General features: G+C 47.3%; 21 protein-coding genes and 5 pseudogenes. 19 read left to right on the top strand and 7 right to left on the bottom strand.

Translation table 11 applies throughout. The features are described 5' to 3' along the window. The first annotated feature begins 224 nt into the window (after window positions 1–224). Together CW734_RS12525 and CW734_RS12520 are read left to right on the top strand one after the other, a co-directional pair. Window positions 225–701: a general stress protein gene (locus CW734_RS12525; RefSeq protein WP_101190716.1), complete on the top strand. Its 477-nt coding sequence runs from the start codon at window positions 225–227 to the stop codon at window positions 699–701. A 275-nt stretch (window positions 702–976) separates the two neighbouring features. After that, window positions 977–1921, top strand: a complete 945-nt coding sequence (locus CW734_RS12520; RefSeq protein ID WP_101190714.1) for a YflT domain-containing protein — start codon at window positions 977–979, stop codon at window positions 1919–1921. 56 nt (window positions 1922–1977) lie between these two features. On the opposite strand, the gene brnQ is transcribed toward CW734_RS12520, so the two are convergent. From brnQ to CW734_RS12505, 3 genes and pseudogenes are all read right to left on the bottom strand, one after another. Continuing rightward, the gene (brnQ, locus tag CW734_RS12515) at window positions 1978–3300 is read right to left on the bottom strand and encodes a branched-chain amino acid transport system II carrier protein (RefSeq protein WP_101190712.1); all 1323 of its coding nucleotides are present in this window, start codon (window positions 3298–3300) and stop codon (window positions 1978–1980) included. A gap of 131 nt (window positions 3301–3431) precedes the next feature. Continuing rightward, window positions 3432–3611 (bottom strand): annotated as a pseudogene (locus CW734_RS19100) (CsbD family protein); the annotation flags it as partial. Window positions 3612–3727: 116 nt separating this feature from the next. After that, on the bottom strand, window positions 3728–4009 hold the full coding sequence (locus tag CW734_RS12505) for a hypothetical protein (RefSeq protein ID WP_101190708.1): 282 nt from the start codon (window positions 4007–4009) through the stop codon (window positions 3728–3730). A gap of 311 nt (window positions 4010–4320) precedes the next feature. On the opposite strand from CW734_RS12505, the pseudogene CW734_RS12500 reads away from it, so the two are divergent. Further along, window positions 4321–5394, top strand: a pseudogene (locus tag CW734_RS12500) (glycosyltransferase family 4 protein). Window positions 5395–5480: 86 nt separating this feature from the next. On the opposite strand, the gene CW734_RS12495 reads toward CW734_RS12500, so the two are convergent. Together CW734_RS12495 and CW734_RS12490 are read right to left on the bottom strand one after the other, a co-directional pair. After that, window positions 5481–6539, bottom strand: a complete 1059-nt coding sequence (locus CW734_RS12495; protein ID WP_101190706.1) for an LCP family protein — start codon at window positions 6537–6539, stop codon at window positions 5481–5483. 163 nt (window positions 6540–6702) lie between these two features. After that, entirely contained in the window at window positions 6703–7338 is a 636-nt protein-coding gene (locus CW734_RS12490; protein WP_101190704.1) for a YigZ family protein, read from the bottom strand. A 186-nt stretch (window positions 7339–7524) separates the two neighbouring features. On the opposite strand from CW734_RS12490, the pseudogene CW734_RS20070 reads away from it, so the two are divergent. The 3 genes and pseudogenes from CW734_RS20070 to CW734_RS12480 all read left to right on the top strand — a co-directional run. Continuing rightward, a pseudogene (locus CW734_RS20070) lies at window positions 7525–8214 on the top strand (histidine kinase); the annotation flags it as partial. A 3-nt stretch (window positions 8215–8217) separates the two neighbouring features. Then, complete coding sequence (locus CW734_RS20065) at window positions 8218–8631, top strand: sensor histidine kinase (protein ID WP_442956973.1); 414 nt, start codon at window positions 8218–8220, stop codon at window positions 8629–8631. Window positions 8632–8659: 28 nt separating this feature from the next. Continuing rightward, a pseudogene (locus tag CW734_RS12480) lies at window positions 8660–9331 on the top strand (response regulator transcription factor). Between the two features lie 75 nt (window positions 9332–9406). Here the strand turns inward: CW734_RS12480 and CW734_RS12475 are convergent. After that, the gene (locus CW734_RS12475; RefSeq protein ID WP_101190703.1) at window positions 9407–10015 is read right to left on the bottom strand and encodes a 3'-5' exonuclease; all 609 of its coding nucleotides are present in this window, start codon (window positions 10013–10015) and stop codon (window positions 9407–9409) included. 131 nt (window positions 10016–10146) lie between these two features. On the opposite strand from CW734_RS12475, the gene CW734_RS12470 reads away from it, so the two are divergent. The 4 genes from CW734_RS12470 (at window position 10147) to CW734_RS19095 (ending at window position 13738) form a co-directional block, all read left to right on the top strand. Continuing rightward, window positions 10147–10707, top strand: a complete 561-nt coding sequence (locus tag CW734_RS12470) for a DUF4440 domain-containing protein (protein WP_101190701.1) — start codon at window positions 10147–10149, stop codon at window positions 10705–10707. Window positions 10708–10882: 175 nt separating this feature from the next. After that, window positions 10883–11713 (top strand): DegV family protein, encoded by an 831-nt coding sequence (locus tag CW734_RS12465; protein ID WP_101190700.1) that lies wholly within the window; start codon window positions 10883–10885, stop codon window positions 11711–11713. 40 nt (window positions 11714–11753) lie between these two features. After that, entirely contained in the window at window positions 11754–13082 is a 1329-nt protein-coding gene (locus tag CW734_RS12460) for an ATP-dependent helicase ComFA (protein WP_101190698.1), read from the top strand. Further along, the gene (locus CW734_RS19095) at window positions 13079–13738 is read left to right on the top strand and encodes a ComF family protein (protein ID WP_232787051.1); all 660 of its coding nucleotides are present in this window, start codon (window positions 13079–13081) and stop codon (window positions 13736–13738) included. Before CW734_RS12460 ends, CW734_RS19095 begins: the two co-directional genes overlap by 4 nt. 61 nt (window positions 13739–13799) lie before the next feature. On the opposite strand, the gene CW734_RS12450 is transcribed toward CW734_RS19095, so the two are convergent. Further along, window positions 13800–14507 (bottom strand): SDR family NAD(P)-dependent oxidoreductase, encoded by a 708-nt coding sequence (locus CW734_RS12450; RefSeq protein WP_101190696.1) that lies wholly within the window; start codon window positions 14505–14507, stop codon window positions 13800–13802. Window positions 14508–14633: 126 nt separating this feature from the next. Between CW734_RS12450 and hpf the strand changes: the two genes are divergently transcribed. The 9 genes and pseudogenes from hpf (at window position 14634) to CW734_RS12405 (ending at window position 25411) form a co-directional block, all read left to right on the top strand. Next, window positions 14634–15203: a ribosome hibernation-promoting factor, HPF/YfiA family gene (gene hpf, locus CW734_RS12445; RefSeq protein ID WP_101190695.1), complete on the top strand. Its 570-nt coding sequence runs from the start codon at window positions 14634–14636 to the stop codon at window positions 15201–15203. Window positions 15204–15496: 293 nt separating this feature from the next. Then, complete coding sequence (gene secA, locus CW734_RS12440) at window positions 15497–18013, top strand: preprotein translocase subunit SecA (RefSeq protein WP_101190694.1); 2517 nt, start codon at window positions 15497–15499, stop codon at window positions 18011–18013. Between the two features lie 63 nt (window positions 18014–18076). Beyond that, window positions 18077–19178, top strand: a protein-coding gene (prfB, locus tag CW734_RS12435; RefSeq protein ID WP_101192190.1) for a peptide chain release factor 2 whose coding sequence is annotated in 2 segments (ribosomal slippage) — window positions 18077–18148 and window positions 18150–19178 — 1101 coding nt in all. Because the reading frame shifts where the segments join, the coding sequence is not laid out codon by codon here. A 139-nt stretch (window positions 19179–19317) separates the two neighbouring features. Further along, window positions 19318–20517 carry a cation:proton antiporter gene (locus tag CW734_RS12430; protein ID WP_101190693.1) on the top strand — a complete coding sequence of 400 codons (1200 nt, stop codon included), beginning with the start codon at window positions 19318–19320 and terminating at the stop codon, window positions 20515–20517. Window positions 20518–20738: 221 nt separating this feature from the next. Then, window positions 20739–21554: a YitT family protein gene (locus CW734_RS12425; protein ID WP_374703189.1), complete on the top strand. Its 816-nt coding sequence runs from the start codon at window positions 20739–20741 to the stop codon at window positions 21552–21554. Window positions 21555–21608: 54 nt separating this feature from the next. Further along, window positions 21609–21956, top strand: a complete 348-nt coding sequence (gene cccB / locus CW734_RS12420; protein ID WP_101190691.1) for a cytochrome c551 — start codon at window positions 21609–21611, stop codon at window positions 21954–21956. Window positions 21957–22223: 267 nt separating this feature from the next. Next, complete coding sequence (gene ftsE / locus CW734_RS12415) at window positions 22224–22910, top strand: cell division ATP-binding protein FtsE (protein WP_101190690.1); 687 nt, start codon at window positions 22224–22226, stop codon at window positions 22908–22910. After that, a pseudogene (ftsX, locus tag CW734_RS12410) lies at window positions 22900–23781 on the top strand (permease-like cell division protein FtsX). The gene ftsE and the pseudogene ftsX overlap by 11 nt, the downstream one beginning before the upstream one ends. Window positions 23782–23890: 109 nt before the next feature. Next, window positions 23891–25411, top strand: a complete 1521-nt coding sequence (locus CW734_RS12405; RefSeq protein ID WP_101190689.1) for a murein hydrolase activator EnvC family protein — start codon at window positions 23891–23893, stop codon at window positions 25409–25411. The last annotated feature ends 120 nt before the right edge of the window (window positions 25412–25531 follow it).

The following is a 25531-nucleotide window of genomic DNA, read 5'->3' as shown; positions in this document are numbered from 1 at the left end:
TCAATTTTCAAAATAAACTGCTTTTTTATTTCTATTACTCTTGTTTTGAGAAAAAAGGTAAAAAGTGCCTAACAGCTAAAATAATAGCCAAATCATTACAGTAATTGGACTTACTACTAGTCCTTTTGTTCTATCGGAATAATTTCGTGAAAGTTTAGATAAAGTAGGTTGAGGGGAAAGGAAGAGTATAGCAACAGCCAAATTAATCAAACGGGGGTATTATTATGAACTCATCAAATAAAAAAGTACTTGGAATTGTTTATTCTCAGGAAGATTTTGACCGTAAACTTAGCCAACTCAATGAACAAGGATATTCCGCAAACGAAATCCATGCGGTGGCTGAACATACGGATCAACTAAACGACCATCAAGTCGAAGTGGAAAAAGCGGGCTCGTTCGGAGATAAAATGAAGAGCTTCGTAACAGGAAAAAGCGCAGTCAAGGAATCCATCGATTCACTGGGCTTGTCAGAAGCAGAGTCAAAGCGGTACACAGAAGATGTCGCTAAAGGCGGTATCCTGCTCTATGTAGAAGGCGAAAGAAAAGGGATCATCGATGCGGTGAAAGAATCGGAAGGGGCGCCGGAACACGAACCGGCCGATGCAGAACGCCGTCAGTATATCCAGTCCGTCGATAATAATTATGATGAACAGGAAGACCGTTTCGCCCGCGGGGAGACTTTCCTGCAAGATCCACATTAGTGAAAGACGAGCGCCCATGTTTCGTTTACGACGCAGGAAAACCTGAAGTCGAAAAAGCCAGAGGCGGAACGAGCAAAACTGAAGCGCAAAGCAAGACTGATAGAAAATACAGATGATAGCTTGCCCCGATCTTAAAAAGATCGGGTTTTTCTGGTTTTCAGCAAATTGGACTTTAACAGGATTGAAATCATTATATAGAAGAAACGAAATGTTTTAGCAACGATAAAGTGCGGGTAAACAGATAGCAAGACAAGTTAAATCAGGAGGTTTTATGAATGGCACAGACAAACCGTCAATTTGAAATCGTTTATACACAGGAAGAAATGGAGCGCGCTTTGGAGGCCCTCATTTCAAAGGGTTATCGGAATGAAGATATCCATGTGCTTGCAAATGATAAAAACTTGGTGAATGAAGCCCACGATCGTTATGGGGTGGATTCCAACAAAGCGAACTCTTTTGGCAACCGCATCAAAACCCTGTTGACCGGGGAGGACAAAGCTCGCGCCAAACTGGATGAGTTCGGAGTGGATCGCGACACGGCTGACCATTACGAGCGCGAAATTGAACGCGGCGCTGTCCTTTTATATACAGATGGGACGCCGAGCGGGAATGGAGAAAGCGAACACTTTTCTTCCCATTCTGACGACAACCGCCCAATGGACCTGGAGGCAGATGGGCGCAATACAGCATTTGCGCCGTTTGGCCGCGATGTCGAGCGGGACGGCAGAATGCACGACGATGAAAAGCTCATCGACAAAGACATTCAAAAACATGAAGGCCGCCACGATACGGGTGTTGACGGCATCTACACAACCGATGCCACGCGTGAGCAGACGAATAAATCCCAATTGCATAGCAAATCCCAGGATTCCCGTTTGAAAGGTGCTGAAATTCACCCGACCAGCGACCGTGAAAAGCCGTCGGAAGCTGAAAAGCCATCTGAAAAGCGCATGGAGCATGAGCCGAAACTGGGAGACCGAGACGGTGAAAAGGAATTGAACCGGGAAGATGGGGTAAACCGCCGACAAGATGAACCTTCTCCGGGAGTGGATCCAAATCTTGGGCCAGCGCCGTTCGGCCGTGATTCAGAAGAAGAACATCTAGCTGATGCAGAGCGCCGTGACGATTTTGAATCTACGAAAAATCCTAGAGATGTGGATGATTTCCATAAAAACGTAGAGAAGAAAACGGGTACGCCACCGACACCGCGTCTATTCTAAAAAAAGAAAAAGGCCGGAGAAATGTTACATTTCTCCGGCCTTTTTGTTGTCTGCATTTATTTTTTGTGGGTGCTGCGCGCAATGAAGATGCCTATAAGCGTTCCGATGATTGCGGGAACAAGCCAGCCGATTCCTTGTTCATAAAATGGCAGGTAAGAGAAAATCTGCGTGATTGCATTGAATTCAAAACCTGAACTCTTCAATGCATCAAAGACGCTTACGATACCTGTAAGCACAAGTGGAATGATATAGACGTAAGATTTTTGGTAAAAGAAATGATCGAAAAATGATAGGATGACAAGGACAATCGCCAGTGGATAGATGGCCAATAATACCGGCAATGAAATAGCGATCAATTGGGTCAACCCGACATTAGCGATGATGGTTGAAAATCCGGCGAAAATGAATACATAGACGACATACGGCAATTGTGGGAAGATTTTATTGAAAAACTGGGCGGTAGCTGACACAAGCCCGATGGACGTCGTCAGGCAAGCGAATGTGATTGCGGTAGCTAAAATGATGCCCCCAATTTCGCCGTACAGCACGCGTGAAGCGAGCGCAATGACTTCTCCGCCGTTATCCTGCATGCCGATAGCTTCTACACTGGTCGCCCCGATATAGCTTAAGGATAGGTACACCAGCGACAATCCGGCTGCCGCGATGAATCCCGCGTATGCCGTCGTTTTGAGGATGGTGTTCTTATCTTCGACGCCTTTCGCGCGGATGGACTGGATGATGACAATCCCGAATACGAGGGCGGCAATTGCGTCCATCGTCAAATAGCCTTGAAGGAAGCTTTCGAAAAACGCTTCCGTGTCATAATTTCCGACAGGCGCACTGATTGGCCCCATAGGCGTCAAGAAGCTTTTGACAGCTAAAAAGCCAATGACGACGATGAGGATCGGTGTCAGGATTTTACCGATGCGATCGACTAGTTTCGTTGGGTTCAATGCAAACAGGACGGTGATGACAAAGAAAATGATCGTGAAGAGAAATAATGACCAAAACGATGATGCCATTTCAGCGGACAAAAAAGGCGCAGTGCCAATTTCGAAGGCGACAGTGGCTGTACGGGGAATTCCAAAGAATGGCCCGATAGCCAAATAGACGATCATCGTAAAGACGATGCCGAAGACCGGGTGAACCCGTCCAGCAATCGACTGCAGATCTCCGCCCGCTTTTGCGATGGCAAGTATGCCTAACAGTGGCAAACCGACGCCGGTCAGCAAAAAACCGATGATGGCGGGAAGTAATTGTTCTCCTGCCAATTGGCCGAGATAGGGAGGGAAGATTAAATTTCCGGCACCAAGGAACAGCGCGAAAAGCATAAGGCCAATAGTTAAAGTTTCAGTGTTTGTAAGCGTTTTCTTGTTCATGGGAGTTCTCCTTCTAAATTAAACATAGTCACACAAGAATTTATTATAACTGAATTCACGCAGTTATGAAAATTAAAATTTGGAAATAAAAAAACCCGGCAATTACGCCGGGTTTCATGTACTTTATCTTTGTTAAAGCCTTCTTTAAATTTGCCGACCGTATCTTGTACCTTGCCTTTTGTTTTGTCGGATTTGCCTTCAGCTTGCATATCTGGGTTATTGGTCGCGTTGCCGACCTGGTCTTTCAACTCGCCTTTGCCTTTGCTGACGGCGCCTTTCAGTTTATCTGAGAATCCTTGTTTATCAGCCATTTGAATGCCTCCTTTAGAATTTCCTTACTGAATACATAGCCTGTTTTCTGAATTTATAAACCTCCGCTAGAAATAAAAAGCTTCCCTTTTGGATTGGGAAGCGTCAATTTATGATTTTAAGGGTTGTTCATTGAGTGTTTCTTTAGCTTTTCCTGCACTGAAATGCATAGGTCCTGCTCTGCCAACCGTTTCAAGGTGGTTAGTGGCGTGGCTGCATTAGCGGCGACACCTTTGCGCACTTCGGGATGCTGATCGAGTGACAAGTCAACGAGGAGCCCTTCGCAATTAATGGAGCGTGCGAGTTCAGCTCGTTTGGGATAATCCATTTTCAATACAGCTGCTTCATCATAAGGAGACCATTCTTTCTTCGATGCATAAAATAGAAGATTGCTGTCCATATTCCGCACTCCCGCTCAAATTAGTATGATATTCGTAATCCATGGTTTTATTATAGCATATTATGGATATAATACTATAAAAGTGCCTTTAAATTCTGAAAATTAGCAAAATATTCATTGTTCGGTCCTAAAGCATCATGCTTATAACTTATTCATAAAATGTCGGGCAGCCGGAAACTTTTCTTCCGTGGAAGCCGTCTATAACTAAAGAAAAGATGAAGAATAGCAACATATATCACTTCCTTTTTATCGACCATGCTATAATAATGATGGATATGTATGCAAAATGAGAGTTTTTAAGGAGGAAGGACATGCTATACCTGACACTGGTTGTGGCATTCATCGCTTCGATTCTCCTGACACCCCTTTGTGAAGAGATTGGCATTTCGCATCGGGGCAGTGGATCGGCCCAATTACCGAAAAGTACACGCAAGGATCATGCCGCGTTTAGGCGGATTAGCCATATTCGGATCATTTTGATCGCTTATCTTTCCTTCAACCGAAGGATCCGGTTTCAGCTGCTTTCGAGTCATCGCTGATCCCGATTGAAACAGCTATCATTATCGGTGCGTTTTGATCATCGTGACGGGTGTTTTGGATGATATGCTCGAAATTACAGCAAAAGCCAAAATGCTTGGTCAACTGGCTGCGGCCGGCGTCGTCGTCATTGGCGGCGGGCTCGAAATTTCATTCATTAACTTGCCGTTCGGGGCGTCTTGGATTTCGGCTACTTCAGCATCCCGCTGACGATCATTTGGATCGTCGGCATCACTAACGCCATCAACTTGATCGACGGCCTTGATGGTTTGGCTGCAGGGGTTTCCACGGTAGCGTTATTGACGCTGACGGCGATGGCCTTCATCATGGGCGATATTTTCGTCATGTCGACAGCCGCCATTCTTGCCGCGAGCTCCATCGGCTTCTTATTCTACAATTTCCACCCAGCGAAGATCTTCATGGGGGATACAGGGGCTTTGTTCCTTGGATTCATGATTTCTGTACTCGCATTGATGGGTTTCAAAAACGTGACAGTCGTTGCCTTGATCATCCCGATTATCATGCTCGGCGTTCCTATTTCGGATACTTTCTTTGCCATCGTGCGCCGCGTGCGTGAAAAGAAATCCATTTCAGAAGCAGACAAATCGCATTTGCATCATTGCTTGTTGAACATCGGGTTTTCGCATAGCCAGACCGTTCTGATCATCTATGGCATTTCCGCATTGTTCGGGCTTGCAGCCTTGCTATTCTCCCAAGCGACTTTATGGGGAGGCATCCTGCTGATCGGTGTCATGCTTCTGGCGATTGAATTGTTCGTGGAAGTGGTCGGGCTGGCAGGGAAGAATTACCGCCCATTGATTAATCTAGTGAGAATGATAGGGAAGTAAAAAGCGGCTGCGGCCGCTTTTTTATTTTGGGCAAAATCATCAAAGGCGCAAAAAAAACTGGCAACCGATAGCGGTTGCCAGTTTTTTTATTCTTCTTCCTGATCTGATCCGGTGGCTGGAAAAGCCTGTTCGGTGAGATCATCTTCATTCAAGGAAAGATTGGACGTATCCGGTTTTAAACCGAGGTGGCTTTGGAGAATATCTTTCAATTCCTCAAGCGACTCTTCATCAGGCATGTAATAGTAAATGCCTGTCGACATATCATCGTATCCTTGGACGCTCATCGTTTCCACATCCGGTTTGCCATCTTTCGCATATTCGAAGAATGCCTGCATATCGCGGAAACTTAAGTTGGTTTTCATATTGTCCCCGACCGCATCGATGACATTGCCGTATTTGCTGATGGATCCTGCTGACAAGGCTTTATCCATGATCGATTCAAGAATCATCTGCTGGCGCTTGCCTCGTTCAATATCGTTGTCGTAGTAACGGGTTCTGGCCAGCGCCAAGGCTTCACTGCCGTCGAGCTGCTGGATTCCTTCTTCGAGTTCAATTGCATTGTGGGAATCCGTTTCATCTTTTTCTTTCAAGTCATACGGTACTTCTGCTGTGATTCCGCCGAGCGCATCGACCACATCGACGAAAGCATCAAAATTCATCGTCATGTAATAATCCACTGGCACATCGAGCAGGCCTTCGACGCTTTCAATCGTCGAGCGCGGGCCGTTCAGTGCATAGGCGTGGGTGATTTTGTCTTCATAGCCCGAGTCCGGAATGAAAGTGTACGTATCACGCGGGATGCTGACGAGCTTCACTGATTTGTCTTCATTATTCAAGGTCGCCAACACTAAGGCGTCTGAACGGATATTATCGCTGCTTTGGTCACGTGCAGCGCTATCGTCGATTCCGATGAACAAAATCGAGATATTGTCGTTCAGCGGTTCAACTTGTTCTTCGCGAAGATCTGATTTGTCGCGTCCATCTGCAGATTCATATGCGTTGTTTGCGGCAAACTCAGCTTTTTTCACCAGCCAAATTCCAAATGCGGATAAACTGATCAACAGGGAGACGGCCAGGATGGCGGAGATCTTAATGATTTTCCGCCGGCGGCTGGACTTGACCTCCCGCTGCATTTTTCTACTCATTATAGTTGCTCCTCTAAAGGGGGATTATGTGCGGCTTTGGTAGTAGCCAAGCACATGAATGTAGCTTTTCACTAATCTTAAGGACATAGTGAATTTACGAATTTTCATTTTTTTGTGCTGTGGATATTATACAGTGATTTTTCCGCGCGTAAATGAAAAGAAACTAAGCATGGGGAAATTCGAGGAATTCGCTGTGCGCTGACTCGATTTCAGCTTGCCCGTTCGTCAGTTCATTGATCCAGTCGATAAATTGTTGTTCTTTTTCGACCGGCACATGGATGGACAGGACGACGGCATCTGAATAATCGATTCCGGCCAAGGGATAATCTGACTGGCGGATTTCGTTTTCCATCTTGCCGAGCCATGTATAATCGATGGACACCTTCATCAAATGATGCAAACGGCGTTCCACTACACCGGAAGCGGCAATCGCTTCCGATGCGGATTTTCCATACGCGCGAATCAGGCCGCCGCCTCCCAGTTTGATGCCGCCATAATAGCGCGTTACCACCAGCACGGTATCTTTCAATCCTTGTTTTTTCAGCACTTCCAGCATAGGAACGCCCGCCGTTCCGCTTGGTTCCCCGTCGTCATTCGCTTTTTGGATGGAATCGTGTTCACCAATGATGTAAGCTGAACAATTATGTGTAGCCTGGCGGTGCTTCGTCTTGATGGAATCGATGAAAGCGATCGCTTCCGCCTCTGTTTCAGCCCTTGCAGCATGACCGATGAAACGGGATTTGTTTATGAGTATTTCTGCATTGGTAGAAGAACCTACTGTTATGTAATTTTCTCGCATTTTACTCCCCTGTTGTAAAATGAAATCAGATAATTTGTAATGTATTCTTAATATGCTGTTGCGTATATAGTGATATACTTGTTAAAGCCCGTAAGGCGAAAGAAGCAAAGAGACGGATGGTTACAGTAAGTATAGCTAAGGCGGTTTTAGAATGGCAAAGAAAACGATGGAACTTCATTAGATTCCATCTTTGACGATCTGGTCGCAAAGATGGACCAGTCGAAACAGGATATTTTCGCCATTAGCGAAGAAAGTCGCCGCAGCTATGAAGAGATGAAGGACGAATTAGAGAATGTCAGGGCGAACATCAGCCGCATCATCGCGGAAGGTGACGCACTCGAAGAGCGGACCCGCTCGGCACGCCGGCGACTCGCAGAACTATCGGGTTCATTCAGAATCTTTCACTGAAAGCCAGGTTCGCGAAGCTTTGAGCTGGCCAACGAATTGCAAGTGCAATTATCCTTAAACCGTGCCGAGGAAAAAGTTTCGGCAAAGCGGGACCGCCTGCAGCGCAAGCTTCAGAAGCTACTTCAGACGATCGAGCGTGCAGAGCGGCTAGTCAATCAAATCAATGTGGCCACAAATTATTTATCTTCGGATCTGGAAGATTTCGGGGACGCGGTCGACAAGTCGAAGAGCAAGCAGGATTACAGCTTAAGGATCATCGAAGCTCAGGAAGAAGAGCGCAAGAGGCTGTCGCGTGAAATCCATGACGGCCCTGCCCAGATGATGGCAAACGTCCTGCTGCGTTCGGATTTGATCGAGAAAACCTACCGTGAAAAAGGTGCAGATAAGGCCTTCAAGGAAATTTCTTCGTTAAAGGATATGGTGAGGCAAGCGCTTACGGAAGTCAGGCGCATCATCTACGACTTGCGTCCAATGGCGCTCGACGATCTTGGGCTGGTCCCGACATTGAAAAAATATCTGGAGACGATTGAAGAATACAATCGCGGTGTCCGGCTGTTTTTCCATTCCAATGGAAACGAGGTCCGGCTCCCGAATAATTTTGAAACATCCATTTTCCGTCTCGTGCAGGAAGCGGTCTCGAATGCGATTCGCCACGGCAAATCGACGGATATCGAAGTCAAGATGGAATGGCTCGCTGAACAAGTCTCCATCATCATCAAAGACAATGGTTCCGGCTTTGACCAGGAAATCGTCAAAGACCAGTCATTCGGCTTGACCGGCATGAAGGAGCGGATCGAATTGATCGGCGGGGAATTCTTCATCAACTCCACGCTCGGCGAAGGAACGGTGTTAATGTTTCATATCCCGCTGAAGGCGGGTATGTAAGATATGGTATTTTGAGGAGGACGACATAATGACAAAAATTATTATTATTGATGACCACCAATTGTTCCGGGAAGGCGTTAAGCGCATCCTGGACTTCGAAGAATCGTTTGAAGTGGTCGCAGAAGGCGGCGACGGCGAGGAAGTCATCAAGTTGTACGAAGAGCATCAGCCGGATGTTGTGTTGATGGACATCAACATGCCGCAAAAAAACGGCGTCGAAGCAACGGGTGAACTGATCGAAAGATTCCCGGACGCTAAAGTCATTATGCTGTCCATTCACGATGATGAATCGTATGTGACGCATGCCCTTAAAACAGGCGCGCTCGGCTATATGCTGAAAGAAATGGACGCGGACGCCATCATCCAGGCGATCAAAGTGGTCGCAAAAGGCGGCTCTTACTTGCATCCGAAAGTGACGCGCAATTTGGTGATGGAATTCCGCCGTTTGAGTGAACGTGAAAACAAAGGCTCTTTCCATCAAACAGAAATCCGCCGTCCTTACCATTTATTGACAAAACGCGAAAGCGAAGTTTTACAGCTATTGACGGACGGGCAGAGCAACCGCGTCATCGGTGAAACTTTGTTCATCTCTGAAAAGACAGTTAAAACCATGTATCGAGCATTCTGCAAAAATGCAGGTAAATGACCGTACTCAGGCAGTCGTAACAGCCATTAAAACGGTTGGGTGGAAGTACGATAAAACCTTTGGCGGTAGCGGTTCAATCGATGCCGAAAACATGAAAAAGCGCCGGAAGCAAAAGCTTCCGGCGCTTTTTTACATGCGTCCGATACAGAACTGATAGATCGATGCAGTGACCAGACAGTCCCCGAGCGCATCGTGTGCATTGTGTTCGAGCTCGAGATAGGCGGATAGTGTCGTCAATTTATGATTCGGCGTTTCGGTGATGAATTTACGTGCCAGCCTAACCGTATCGATGACTTGATAAGGCGGCACCGGCGTGATGTGCTCAAGCGCATAGAGAAATCCCATATCAAATGGTGCGTTGTGGGCGACAATCGGCAAATCGCCGATAAAGTCAATCAGTTGGGGAGCGATTTCCTCGATGACTGGCGCATCTTGGAAGTCTCCGTTGCGGATGCCGGTGATGCGGGTGATCGTGCTGGAAATCGGCCGTTCCGGATTGATCAGCAGGTACATCGTATCTTGTTGTTGATGCCCGATATATTTAACGGCACCGATTTGGATGATCTTATCATCGCCGGCACGCAAGCCAGTCGTTTCAAAATCCAGCACGATATAGTCATTTGCCGGTTCCATCGTCAAATTGTATTTTTTCGCTCGTGCAGCGGTTCTTTTTTTCGGATACGTACGTGTGTCACGCATCTTTTGGTTGAGCAAGCGCTCTGCTTCCCATTTTTCCAAATGATCGTCTCCTTTCGGTTTCCTTCCATTGTACATGACAGCGGAAGGAATTGTCCTGTCGCGTATTGACACTGTTTCTTCATTGTATTCCGCGCGAGGCTATGGCAAAATGAGCGCAGGAGGAATGCATCATGAAAAAATGGATAATGGCAACAGGGCTCATGCTGGCACTCGCAGGCTGTTCAGGCGAGGAAGATTCGTCGGTCAACGGCAATACTGCTGAAGACGGCAATGCGGCCAATGAAAATAATGCGGTGGAACATGGCATCACAGACCAAGAAGTAGGATTTACATTGGACGATGAGGGAGACATCATCGCTGCGGAAGTTCCAGAAGATGAAAAGCAGGAACTCCTTGGCGCGTATGAGGAATACATCGCGGCTTTTAATGCTGAAGACATGGATCGTTACATGGCGACCATCGCTGAGAACCCCGATGGCTTCGACCGTGAAGAAGACCAGCAGGCATTGAGCGAAGCTTTTGAAAATTATGATACGAAGTATGCGACAAGCGATGAAACAATCGTCAAATACGAAGCGGATCGAGCGGAAGTTTTTGCGACCATCGACGTGGAAATGAATGAAGCCGGAACAGAGCAAGGAATGCAGCAATCCGGACGCCAAGTGGTCGTTTTCAAGAAAGAGCAGGATGACTGGAAAGTGACGAGCCTGCATTTCATCGGGAATCAATGATGGAAAACTGGACGAAAGGCTTTTCCTGGCAGGCAAATTTATGCTTGTATCCGGAAAAGCTTTTTTGGATTTGTGCCAGTTTAAAATAATGATGGAAATAGATCCTTCAATGGACCGGATTTTTTGTCTATTGGCAGGCGAGTTTTGGTAAGATAGCAGTGGAGGCTGATTGAAAATGAAAACAGCAATTGTGACAGACAGCACAGCATATATTCCGCAGCAACAGGCAAAAGATAAAGGCATACACGTAGTGCCTTTGCAGATTACATTCGGCACCGAGTCCTATGCAGAAACCGAATTGGATACTGTGGAATTTTACGAGAAAGCGCGTGAAGAACTTCCGAAGACCTCTCAGCCGCCGGTCGGTGAGTTCATTTCATTATATGAGAAACTTTCAGGGCAACATGAGGAAGTGGTAGCCATTCACCTGTCGAGCGGAATCAGTGGAACGATGGCTGGGTCGAAGCAGGCAGGGGACATGACCGAAGGCTTGGATGTCCACGTATTCGATTCTGAAATCGCTTGTGCCGTTCAAGGGTTCTATGCGCTAAAAGCAGCGGAACTGGCGGAACAAGGCATGGATGCCAAAGGTATTTTGGCGGAACTTGAGGAAATGAAAAAAACCTTGCGTGCTTATTTCATGGTGGAAGACCTTCGCCATCTACAGCGCGGCGGTCGGTTGTCAGGGGCGCAGGCTTTGGTCGGCAGCATGCTCCAGATCAAACCGCTCCTGCATTTCCAGGATAAGCTGATCGTTCCTTATGAAAAGATCCGCACACGAAAAAAGGCAATGAACCGCATTGCTGAAGAATTGAAAAAAGATTGCGGTAAAGAACCGCTTAAAGCGACGGTCATCCATGCCAACCGGCCGGAAGAAGCGAAGAAATGGAAAGCGGAGCTTGAACTTGCCTGCCCGGATGTGGAATTCACGATTTCCCATTTTGGTCCGGTGATTGGCACGCATTTAGGAGAGGGTGCGATGGGCCTTGGCTGGGCAAAGAAATGACCGGTCAAGGCCTTTCGGCTATAAAAAAAGGAGGAAATTCATGCAAGCAATCGAAGCGTTTTTAAGAGGGAGAATATGGACAAAGCAATTCATTCCGTTCCCGGAAGAACTCATACAGGAAGCCATCGATCGAGGCGACGCGCAAATAGTCAGCGGCGTATCGGCTGACGGCGAGTGTGCAAGGTGTCTGGAGACATCACCCGATTACGTGATTCCTTACCCATGTGCAACATGCGGACAAGTTTGCCGCTATTGCCGGACGTGCATCAAGATGGGGCGCATCAGCAGCTGCACGGAATTGGTTTTATGGACAGCTCCGTCCATTCCAAAAGCCGGCCCCCGAGCCTTTGGATGGAACGGCAGTCTGACGCCCCTGCAGGCAAACGCATCGAAAGCTATCTCAGACAGCATCCAAAAAGGAGCGGATCATCTGTTGTATGCTGTCTGCGGTGCCGGCAAAACAGAAATTCTTTTTTCCCCGATCCACGAAGCGCTGCAAAAAGGATTGCGCATCTGCGTAGCAGCGCCGCGCACCGACGTTATCCTCGAACTGTCCCCCAGATTCAGGCAGGCATTCCCGGATGCCATCATCCATACACTCTACGGCGATAGCCCCGAACAAACCGGCTACGGAGAAATCATCCTGGCCACTACTCATCAATTGTATCGATTTCAGGAAGCCTTCGATTTACTATTCGTCGACGAAGCGGACGCTTTTCCATATTCGCTTGACCCATCGCTTGAACGGGCTGTGAAAAAAGCCGCCAAGCCGTCCGCTCCCGTTATCTACATTTCCGCCACCCCATCCAAAACACTCCAAAAACAAGTTGCCGAACACTCCAATATATTCAGGCGCTATCATGGCGCGCCACTGCCAGTTCCCGCTTACCGGGCGATGTGGAATTATGAACGCCATATCCGAAAAGGCAAGCTTCCTCTTCCATTAAAAAATTGGATAGAAGACAAGCTTCAGAAAAAGCAGCCGTTCCTGCTATTCTTTCCGTCCATTCAGTTGATCGACCAAGCATGTCCGCTCCTGCAAAAAATCGATTCCACAATCGCTGCAGTCCATTCGAAAGATCCACAGCGCAAAGAAAAAGTGATGCAATTGAGGGAAGGTGCCTTATCAGGTCTTGCCACCTCCACCATATTAGAGCGCGGCATCACTATACCCCGGTTGCAAGTTGCCGTCGTCGGGGCCGACCACCGAATATTCGACCGCGCAGCGCTTATTCAAATTGCAGGGCGGGTCGGGCGAAGCGCAAAAGATCCTTCTGGAGAAGTCATCTTTTTCCACAATGGTATCACCAGGCAAATGGATGCGGCGAGGCAGGAAATCCTCTTCTATAACAAGGAGGGAAAAGCATGAACTGCTGTTTATGCGACCAAGCATTGCGCTTTGTCCCCTCGTGGTGCGGTATTTTCCTCTACGAACCTCCAGAATTGGTGTGCCAGCCATGCCGGAATGGATTTTCGAAGATCATCGGGCCAGGCTGCAAATTTTGCGGAAAGGAAGGCGAGGCGATATGCCGCGATTGCCATTATTGGGAAGAGCACGGCTACCGGGATCTCATCCACTCAGGAAAAAGCCTTTACCGCTACAACGACGCGATGAAAGACTGGTTTCACCAATACAAGTTTTTAAAAGATGTCTTATTGGCTCAAGTATTTGCGAAGGATTTGAGGGAAACCTTGTCGCACGAGCGGGCGGTGGTCGTACCGATTCCGATGAATGACGAAAAGCTCCGCGAACGGAGCTTTTCGCAAGTGGATCAATTACTGCTAGCGGCAGGTGTTCCGTACCGGCATCTGCTCGAGAAATGCGGCGAAACTTTGGGGGAGAAAACACGCCAGGAACGGATGGCGACAAAACAATTGTTTCGACTGAACGGGGAAGCGGTCCCGAAACAGCTGGTGCTGGTGGATGATCTTTATACGACAGGCACCACCATGCGGCAGGCAGCAAAAACTTTGCAGGAAGCGGGTGCAGAATCGATCCGCATACTCACCTTGATCCGCGCCTAAGCTTGAAAAAGCGACTGCCGCCTAGGCAATTAAAAAAACGGCTGCATAGCAGCCGTTTGTCTTAATGTTCATAAATCATCTTGCGCGTCATGCCCCCGTCAATCGTCAAACATTCCCCGGTAATGAAAGAATTGTCCGGATTCGACAAGAACAGGCACGCTCTGGCGATATCGTCCGTTGTTCCGACACGGCCGCTCCAGTGCTGCTCATGGTCGACTTTGCGCAGTTCGTCTCGGTCGCCGGTATGTATCCAGCCCGGAGCGATGGAATTGACGCGGATGCCTTGTGTATGAAGACTTGCTGCGAGCGAATGGCTGAGCGCAAAAATCCCGCCTTTGGATGCAGAGTAGCTTTCCGTCCCTTGTTCAGACATGAATGCTCTTGTCGATGACATATTGACGATGGACCGGATGTCTTCGTCCATATAGCGGGCAGCTTCACGGCTGCAGATAAAGACGCTTTTCAAATTTGTATTGAGCACGCGGTCCCAATCTTCTTCCGTCAACTCCCAAAGCGGCGTGAATTCCGAAACCCCGGCATTGTTGATCAGCACATGGATGCTGCCATGCGCTTTGTGGATGTCGGAAAAGACCTGTTCGACTTCCGAAAAACTCCCAACATCGCAACGGCGGTATTCCACTCCGTCGATCTCGACTTCTTCAATATCCAAGCCGATGACGTTTGCGCCTTCTTTTTGGAAATATTGTGCTACGGTTTTCCCGATGCCTTGTGCGGCACCAGTCACTACGATTGTTTTATTTGTAAACATTGGCTTCATCTCCTTGTCACATAGTTTACCTTTTTACTACAGTGCTGAAACTTTTTACGTTTCAAGAAGGATTCCGAAGGGAACAACTAGAAATAGATAGATAGCAAAACAGAAGGAGGAGTTCACATGCTGCAATTCAACATCAGAGGCGAGAATATTGAGGTAACTCCCGCAATACGCGAACACATCGAGAAGAAGGTAGAGAAAATCGAACGCTACTTCACCGATGGAGCGAATGCAACAGCGATGGTCAATTTGAAAACGTATAACCATAACCAAACAAAAGTGGAAGTTACAATTCCGATGAAAAACCTAACACTACGTGCTGAAGAACGGCACGATGATCTCTATGCGGCGATCGATTTGATCGTTTCAAAACTGGAGCGTCAAATCTGCAAATATAAAACGAAAGTCAACCGCAAATTCCGTGATCGTGAAGGAATGGGCCTTGCTTTTGCACAAGCCGAAAGCGAGGCGCAAAACAACGGTGCTGCGGAATCGGATGACGAAGAAGATTTGAAAATCGTCCGTACGAAACAATTCGACTTGAAACCGATGGACGAGGAAGAAGCGGTTCTTCAGATGAATATGCTCGGCCACAGTTTCTTCGTCTTCACAGACGCTGAATCAAACGGCACGAACATCGTCTACAAACGAAAAGACGGTTCATACGGATTGATCGAGACAACTTCATAACAACAAAAGCCTCCTGTAACGGGAGGCTTTTGTTATGCAATGATTTACGTATACGCTTCCAGAATCTCTACTTGCATGGAGCTGTATCAAATATCGGTTGTTTTTAGCATGATTTTGTGAATTGGCGGAAAATGCATTGTTTGCACGCTTTATAGTGCAGTGTTAAAATGAATGGTGAGATTTTTTTTGAAAATGCTGCATATGATTAAGATAAACCCAAAGAATGAAAATATGAGCAATAGCGGTTTCTATGCTGTCTTCAGCCGGAATCGCCATGCAGGGAGCGGTTAAACATGCTTGGAGTATTGAATAAAGTATTTGACCCGAACAAACGGGATTTAAAACGATTGGAAAAAGTGTCAGACCAGGTGGAAGCACTGGCCGATGAGTATACGGCCAAGACAGACGAAGCCCTAAAAGCAAAAACAGCCGAATTGACCTCGCGCTTCGAACAAGGCGAGTCACTCGACGACATGCTGCCTGAGGCATTTGCGACAGTGCGCGAGGCATCGAAGCGTGTACTTGGAATGTATCCATTCCGCGTCCAGATCATGGGGGCCGCATCGCTTCATCAAGGGAATATTTCCGAGATGAAAACCGGTGAAGGTAAAACTTTGACTTCGACGATGGCCGTCTATTTGAATGCCATCACGAAAAAAGGCGTCCATGTCGTGACCGTCAACGAATACTTGGCGAGCCGCGATGCGGAAGAAATGGGCCAATTGTATAACTGGCTCGGCCTGACAGTTGGACTCAACGTCAACAGTCTGACGAAAGAACAAAAACGCGAAGCTTACCAGGCGGACATTACCTATAGCACGAACAACGAGCTTGGCTTCGATTATTTGCGCGATAATATGGTGCTTTATAAAGAAGACATGGTCCAGCGCCCGCTTCATTTTGCCGTGATCGATGAGGTCGATTCAATCTTGATCGATGAAGCACGGACGCCTTTGATCATTTCAGGCCAGGCGGCAAAGTCTGCACAACTTTACATGCAGGCGAATGCGTTCGGTAGACTGCTGCAAAAAGACTCAGATTACGCTTATGATGAAACGACGAAAAGTGTCGTGCTGACTGAAGAAGGCATTGAGAAAGTCGAGAAAGCTTTCAGCGTCGACAACTTGTTCGATTTAACCCATGTGCGCTTGAATCATGCGATCAACCAATCGCTAAAAGCACATGTCACGATGCAAAAAGATGTGGACTATGTCGTGCAGGACGGCGAAGTGGTCATTGTCGACCAATTCACCGGCCGCCTTATGAAAGGCCGCCGCTATTCGGACGGGCTTCACCAGGCGATTGAAGCTAAGGAAGGCCTCGAAGTCCAGAACGAATCGATGACGATGGCGACGATCACGTTCCAGAACTATTTCCGTAAATATGAGAAATTGTCAGGTATGACCGGTACAGCGAAAACGGAAGAAGAAGAGTTCCGCAATATCTACAATATGAACGTCATCTCCATTCCGACGAACAAGCCGATCATCCGTGATGACCGTGTCGATTTGATCTATGCGACAACCGAAGGCAAGTACAAAGCGGTTTCCGAAGACATTATCGAGCGCCATAAAAATGGCCAGCCGGTCCTTGTCGGTACCGTAGCGATTGAAACGTCCGAAATCATTTCCGCGTATTTGACCAAAAAAGGCATTAAGCATTCGGTCTTGAACGCGAAGAACCACGCACACGAAGCTGAAATCATCCTGGATGCCGGCCAAAAAGGCGCTGTGACGATTGCCACGAATATGGCGGGTCGCGGAACGGACATCAAATTGGGTGAAGGCGTCATCGAAGCAGGCGGACTCGCGGTCATCGGTACCGAACGCCACGAATCCCGCCGCATCGATAACCAGTTGCGCGGGCGTTCCGGACGCCAGGGAGATCCCGGCGTGACGCAATTCTATCTTTCGCTTGAAGATGATCTGATGCGCCGCTTCGGTTCGGATTCCATGCGCAATATGATGGGCAAACTGGGGATGGACGATTCCCAGCCGCTGCAATCACGCATGGTGACGCGTTCTGTCGAATCTGCCCAAAAGCGGGTGGAAGGCAATAACTTCGATGCACGGAAACGCCTTTTGCAATATGATGATGTGTTGCGTGAACAACGTGAAATCATCTATAAAGAGCGTATGGAAGTGCTCGAGACCGATAATATGCGCGAACTTGTCGACAATATGATCGACAGCTCGATCGGCCGCATGGTCGCAAGCTATACAACAGCAGAGAAGCCGGAAGAGTGGCACTTGAAGTCGTTGACGGAAGTGATTTCTGCTAATCTCCTGCCGGAAGATACGATCACTGAACAAGATCTGGAAGGCAAAACGCAAGACCAGATCATCGAATTTGTGCGCAGCAAGGTAACAGCGCATTATGATGAAAAAGAAGTTGAAATGACGCCTGACCGCATGCGTGAATTCGAGAAAGTCGTCCTGTTGCGTTCGATCGATACGAAATGGATCGACCATATCGATGCGATGGACCAATTGAGACAAGGGATTCACTTGCGTGCATACGGCCAGAATGACCCGCTTCGCGAATACCAGAACGAAGGCTTTGCTATGTTCGAAGCGATGATCGAGGCGATTGAAGACGACGTGGCGAAATACGCCATGAAAGCGGAAATCAAGAACAATCTCGAACGCGAAGAAGTGGCGAAAGGGCAAGCCGTCAACCCGAAAGAAGGGGGCGAAGCACCACGCAAGAAGAAAGAGCCGGCCCGCCGGGAAATGGAAGTCGGTCGCAATGACCTGTGCCCATGCGGTAGCGGCAAGAAATTCAAGAACTGCCACGGAGCAGCTTCGTAAACAAGTGTTTATGGCCGAAGAGCAAAAGCTCTTCGGCATTATTATGAGGAGGAACTTTATATGATGGAATTAGCGGATATTCGCAACGAGCTCGACAAAACAGCCGAAAAACTGGCGGACTTCAGGGGGTCTCTTTGACTTAGAAAACAAAGAGGCACGTATACAGGAATTGGATGAGAGAATGATCGACCCAAATTTCTGGAATAACCAAGAAGAAGCGCAAGTGGTCATTTCCGAAGTGAATGCATTAAAAGATACAGTCAATCGTTACCGCAAGTTCGAAGAAGATCAAGAGAATATGGAAATGACACTCGAACTTTTACGCGAAGAGCCGGATGAGGAGCTTCATGAAGAAGTGAGCGGGGAGCTGAAGCAGTTTCTTAAAGACTTGAACGCTTTCGAGTTGGAGCTTCTATTAAGTGAAGAATACGATAAAAACAATGCCATATTGGAATTGCATCCAGGTGCTGGCGGAACGGAATCCCAGGATTGGTGTTCGATGCTCTTGCGTATGTATACGCGCTGGGCTGAGAAACGCGGATTCAAAGTGGAGACTTTGGATTATCTGGCGGGAGACGAAGCCGGCGTCAAATCGGTGACACTCGGCATCAAAGGCCATAATGCTTACGGCTATTTGAAAGCTGAAAAAGGCGTCCATCGCTTGGTCCGTATTTCGCCTTTCGATTCCTCAGGTCGCCGCCACACATCGTTTGTGTCGTGTGAAGTGATGCCGGAATTTACGGGCGAAATCGAAATCGATATCCGCACCGAAGATCTGAAAGTCGATACCTACCGTGCAAGCGGCGCGGGTGGACAGCACATCAATACGACAGACTCTGCTGTCCGGATCACCCACTTGCCGACCGGTGCCGTGGTGACGTGCCAACAGGAGCGTTCACAGATCAAAAACCGCGAAAAAGCGATGCAAATGCTGAAAGCGAAACTCTATGCATTGAAGATCGAAGAGCAGGAAAAGGAATTGCTGGAAATCCGCGGCGAACAAAAAGAAATCGGCTGGGGTAGCCAAATCCGTTCTTATGTTTTCCACCCGTATTCCATGGTTAAGGACCACCGGACGAACTACGAGACAGGAAATCTCCAGGCCGTCATGGATGGCGATCTGGATGGATTCATCCACGCCATGCTGCGTTCGAAAATGCAATAAGCTAAAAACTCTATTAGTTTTCAAAAAACAAACACCCCCGATAGCAACTACTCAAAAGAGTGGCGGCTTCGGGGGTTTTTTCGATTCCAAAACGGCAATAGAAGAAGAGAGAGTTTAAATTGCCAAGGAGCTGTTGGATATGATGACGCATCAATTATTAGTCTTGCTGATCATCGGCTATATCGTCTATACGATCGATATCAAAAAGAATTTTTTCCCGGTACCGGTCGTGCTGGTGGTGATTGGTTTGGGACTTTCATTTATTCCGTATTTCGATGAATTCAATATTTCAAAAGACATCATCTTCAATGTTTTCTTGCCGGCGATGTTGTTTACCTCGGCTTATCAATTTCCTTTGAAGCAGTTAAAGCAAAACATCGGCATCATAGTCAGTTTGAGCACGATTGGTCTTATTCTCACTGTCATATTGCTTGGCTTGTCCATTTATTTCGCAGGAGGGATGTTTACTAGCCTGTCTCTCACGGCGGCTTTTCTGCTGGCGGCTATTCTGACGCCGACTGATCCGGTATCGGTGACTGCCATTTTAAAAGAAAGCAGCGGTGCAGAACAGATTGCAGATGTGGTCGAAGGGGAGTCGATGATCAACGACGGGACGAGCATTGTCTTTTTCACGATTTTTTTGACGATGTATCAAACCGGAAACGGCTTTTCAGTAGGCAAATTCGTTTCGGAATTGCTGCTTGTTTCGCTAGGCGGAGTTATGCTCGGAATCGCTATCGGCTGGTTGATGAGCAAGACGATCCGTTTCACCCAGGATAAAAAATATCATGTCATGCTGAGCGTCATCGGAGCTTATGGCGCTTTTTATATCGGTGAAGCCATCGGGGTATCGGGCGTGCTTGCGACAGTGGCAGCCGGAATATTCGTCGCTTATGAAATGGGCAAGGATATCAAGGAAGACACACTCCCTCAGTCACTGGACGGTTTCTGGGATATCGTCACCCCGATTTTATTGGCGGTGCTGTTTTTGCTGATCGGCATACGCGGTGCAGAGTATCTGGCTTTTTCAGGCTGGTGGTTTGCAATCGTCATTTTCCTATTGGCCATCATCGTCCGCTTCCTCGTCATCGCGCTGTTCATTTACGGAGTTCCTAAATGGCGGCATGAATTCAATAATGATTTTTCGACGATTACCTTAACTGCTTGGTCAGGAATCAAAGGCGCCATGTCCGTCGCACTGTTGCTATGGCTCGAAGAAACGGCTTCTGGGCAAGACCAGGTGCTGATTTCCCTGGCATTTGCGGTGATTTTGCTGTCGCTCGCCATTCAGAGCATTGGCATTTATCCATTATCGAAAGTACTAAAAAATCTTCAATAAAGGAACCAGCGCAGCAAAATGTGAAATTTTGGCCGATTGAAGCAAAAGTTTGTTCCGTTGTGGAATGGTTATTGCTTTATCCAGATGAAGTTCACAAAAAACGGGGGGTCTGCTATACTCTGACAGGGTTCAAGTGAATATAGAAGGAAGAGGAATAACAGCTTATGAGCAAACGAAATATACGAAAATCAAAAGATCCACATCCGGTTTTGACGAGCGTGATGGATTATATCTCCGTCCTGGCAGGAGCGGCGATCGTCGCCATTTCATTCAATGTGTTCCTATTGCCGAACGAAGTGGCGTCGGGCGGAGTCAGCGGCATTAGTACGATTCTATTCGGCTTGTTCGAATGGAAGCCGGCATTCGTCCAATGGGCATTCAATATTCCGCTGTTCATCTCGGGCGTCATTTTGCTCGGGAAAAATTTCGGCATCAAGACGGCGGTCGGCACGGTATTTCTGCCGCTCGTCGTGTTCATGACTGAAGATTGGGAAGCTTGGACGAGAGATCCGCTGCTCGGCTCGCTGTTTGGCGGCATCATGGTCGGTCTCGGGCTAGGAATCGTGTTCCGCGGAAAAGCATCGACTGGCGGAACCGACCTTGCAGCCCAGATCATCACCAAATACACCGGCCTCACTCTCGGGACAAGCGTTGCGATCATCGACGGCATGATCGTGTTGGCTGCTGCCATCGTTTTTGATATCGAAAAAGGATTGTATGCATTGATCGGGTTGTATCTAACGACCAAAACCATCGATTTGGTGCAGGTCGGATTCAGCCGTTCGAAGATGGTATACATCATTACGAACAAGCAAGTGGAAATTCGGGATGCCATTTACGAAGAAGTCGATCGAGGCGTTACGGAATTAACAGCGACGGGCGGCTACTCCGGAAATGAAAAGCCGATTTTGATGGTCGTGATTCCTCAGACAGAATTTACAAGGCTGAAACAATTGGTTAAATTAATCGACCCGCAAGCCTTCGTAATTGTTTCCGATGCTTCCGAAGTTCTTGGGGAAGGTTTCAAACGTGCTTAAATTTGGTATACTCCTATAGAAGGTAAAAAAAGCAAGACGAAGAGGAGGATTTCCATGAAAAAGCAATTGATGACCGTATTGTTCGGTTCTGTTCTTGTGCTTGGTGCATGCGGCGGCGGGGAAGAAACATCTCCTGAAGAACCAGCTGATACAGGCGGCGATACAGAAACTGAAACAACAACAGTGGATGCAGAAGCAGTCATTCAACAAAACTGTATTTCATGCCACGGTGAAAACTTAGAAGGCCAGGGCAACTTCCCGGCATTGAATGATGTAGGATCGCGCTTGTCACAAGAAGAAATCCTGTCAGTCATTGAAAATGGTCAAGGTTCTATGCCTCCGAATATCATCGAAGGCGAAGAAGCACAGGCTGTAGCAGAATATCTAGCAAGCCAACAATAAACCGGCATTTTGCCCGGTTTATTTTTTTTGCCATAAAACAAGGCATTTATATAGAAATATGGTAAAAATAAGGGAATTAATGATGAACTAAGACCTTGTATTATTAAAATTTCAGATAATTCTTTGTATCGAGACTGAGTCCGAATTGAAATGTAACTGTAACAAAAAAGGGGTTTAGGAGTGTTATAATAACCGTGCTGCAAAATTTGCTATGTACTTGGGAAATAAAATTTGGCGCAATGCCGAATGATTATAGGTGGTTTATTAATGATACAAATGAAGAATGTCTATAAAAAATATCCGAACGGCATTGTGGCACTCAACGGATTGAATGTTGAAATTGCCCAGGGCGAATTTGTATATATCGTCGGCCCGAGCGGAGCTGGTAAATCTACGTTCATCAAAATGATGTACCGTGAAGAGCGTCCATCTTCAGGGCAAATGCTTGTCGATGGAAAAGATATCGCAAAATTGAAGAACCGGAAAGTTCCTTTTCTTCGCCGTGACATCGGCGTAGTGTTCCAGGATTTCAAACTATTGCCCCGCTTGAACGTTTATGAAAATGTTGCGTTTGCACTCGAAGTCATCGAGGAAAAACCACAAATCATCAAAGAGCGCGTCATGGAAGTCCTCGACATGGTCGGGCTGAAGCACAAAGCGAAAATGTTCCCCCGTGAATTGTCCGGTGGTGAGCAGCAACGTGTATCCATCGCCCGTTCGATCGTCAACACACCGAAAGTGATGATTGCCGATGAACCGACAGGAAACCTTGACCCGGATACATCGTGGGATATCATGAACCTTTTTGAACAGATCAACTCGACAGGGACGACCATCATCATGGCGACCCATAACCGGGAAATCGTCAACAAGTTAAGACATCGCGTCATTGCCATCGAAGGCGGGCTGATTGTGCGCGACGCAGCCGGAGGTGATTACGGCTATGAAGATTAGAACATTTGGCCGTCACATCAAAGAAAGCCTGAAGAGCCTCGGCCGGAATGGCTGGATGACATTTGCATCTGTCAGCGCCGTTACCGTTACTTTGCTGCTAGTCGGTGTATTCGTCATGATTATGATGAACCTGAACAAAGTCGCGGATGATTTGGAAAATGATGTTGAAATCAAAGTCTTTGTCTCGCTCGATGCAGAGGAAGAAGACGTTGCAGAGCTCGAAGAAGAAATATCAGATCTTAATGGCGTTGAATCAGCCGACTTTTCAACGAAAGAAGAAGAGTTGACGGATCTTGTGCTCGACTTTGGCGAAGAACTCAGTTTATTCGAGCAAAGCAATCCATTGTTTGATGTATTCTATGTAAAAGCGACAGAACCTCAACAGACAGAAACAGTAGCAAAGAAATTGCTGCACTTGAATATATCGAAGACGTAGAATATATGGGAAGGTAAAATTGAGAAACTTTCAATTTCCTTAACGCAGGGCGCAATGTTGGCCTGGTCCTCATTTTGGCATTATTGTTTACAGCGATGTTCTTGATTTCGAATACGATCCGCATCACAATCGTGGCGCGCCGCACCGAAATCGAGATCATGAAACTCGTCAGGGCGACCAATTGGTTTGTCCGCGTTCCATTCATTCTAGAAGGCATGTGGCTTGGGATCCTCGGTTCCATCATACCGATCGGCCTGGTCGTGCTGCTATACCAGAAGATTACGGAATCGTACAACCCCGGCTCAGCGGAGAACTGTTCCAACTACTTGAGTTTTCACCTTTCATCTACCAAGTGAGCGCGTTGATCTTGGCGATGGGTGTCTTTATCGGGATTTGGGAAGTTTTATGTCCATTCGCAAGTTTTTACGTGTATAATCAATCAAAGGCCTATGGTCGCATGCTAACCATAGGCCTAAAGCTTACATAAATTAGGAAATAAAATACAGACATAGAAAAGAACGTAAATCCAAAGGGGAAAACGAACTTGAATTCGAAGTCTAAATGGATGTTGTCCGGTGTTTCATCAATTCTCGCACTGTCTTTGCTGATGCCTAGTGCACACGCAAACAGCAGCAAGCTCGATGAATTGGAACAGGAGCAACAGCAAGTGCAAAAAGAACAGCAAAAATTGGAAAAAGAACGTAAAGAGCTGGAAGAAAAAGAAGAAGATTTAAGCTCGGGCATCCAAAAGAAACAAGTCGAGATCCAAGAAACGTCTTCAAAGCTCGACCGCATCGTTTCGGAAATCCAGCAATTGGACAAGAAAATGCAGGAAACACAGTCTAAGATCGATACTGTACAAGCCGAAATCGATCAAACCAAAGATGAAATCGATGAATTGAAAGAAGCGATCAAAGAGCTCGAGCGTAAAATCGACGAGCGTACTGAATTATTGAAAGAACGTGCTCGCGCCATCCAGATGAGTGGCGGATCTGTCGAATACATAGATGTTCTATTGGGCGCTAATAGCTTTATCGATTTTATCGACCGTTTTTCAGCAGTCAACACCTTGATCGAAGCTGACCGCGAAATCATGCGTGAACAAGCAGCCGACAAAAAAGAATTGGCTGCAAAAAAAGAAGCGGTTGAAACGATTCTTGCCAATCAAGAAGAACGCCGCGCTGAACTGGTTTCATTGAAAGCATCATTAGATAGCCAGAAAAAAGAACAAGCTGGCTTGAAAAACCAAATGGAAGCAGAACAGAAACGTTTAGCTTCAGAGAAAAACAATTTGGAAGCACAGCATGAAGAAGCACTTGAAGTCAGCGCTGCAGTCGAGAAGCAGATTATGGGGCAGCAATCCCGCATGGCGAAATTGGCTCAGCAAGAAGAAGCTGAACGCACGCGTATTGCAGAAGCGGAACGCAAAGCGGCAGCTGAAAAAGCCGCTGCAGAAAAGGCCGCAGCTGAGCGTGCAGCAGCAGAGAAAGCAGCAGCTGAACGGGCAGCAGCCGAAAAAGCGGCAGCTGAAAAAGCAGCAGCCGAAAAAGCAGCAACTAAATCTTCATCAGCAAGTGCCAGCACTGCAAGCCCGGCACCAGCAGCAACTCCGGCACCAACGCCAGCACCGGCACCGGCTCCTGTCGTCAAGCCATCAGCAAACTTCGTGATGCCGGCATCAGGGCGCCATACATCAGGATTTGGCGGACGTGATATCGGAGACGGCGCGGAGACGCATCTTGGCTACGATATCGCCAATAGCCCAGGTACGCCGGTTGTTGCTTCAGCTGCTGGATATGTATCATTTGCAGGGTCAATGGGCGGTTACGGGAATGTCATCATCATCAACCATTCGATTAACGGGCAACCATATGCGACAGCATATGCACACTTAAGTTCGATTGGCGTATCGGTCGGCCAAAAAGTCGACCAACGCCAGTTTATCGGCGGAATGGGCAATACCGGACGTTCGACAGGGCCACACTTACATTTTGAAATCCACGTGGGATCTTGGAATGGTTCGCGTAGCAACGCTGTGAACCCAGCCAATTATCTTTCTTATTAATCAAAAGCCGCCAAGGCCATTCTTTCCGCTTCACGACTGGTGAAGTTTCGGAAAGTGGCTTGGCGGTTTTTTTATGGACACAATTTGTTGCGGAACAATTCCGGCGAATTTACTGGCTAC

This window comes from Planococcus sp. MB-3u-03, from assembly GCF_002833405.1.
Lineage (GTDB): Bacteria > Bacillota > Bacilli > Bacillales_A > Planococcaceae > Planococcus.
The sequence above is the reverse complement of the archived record's forward strand: the minus strand, read 5'-3'. Positions and strand labels throughout refer to the sequence as shown.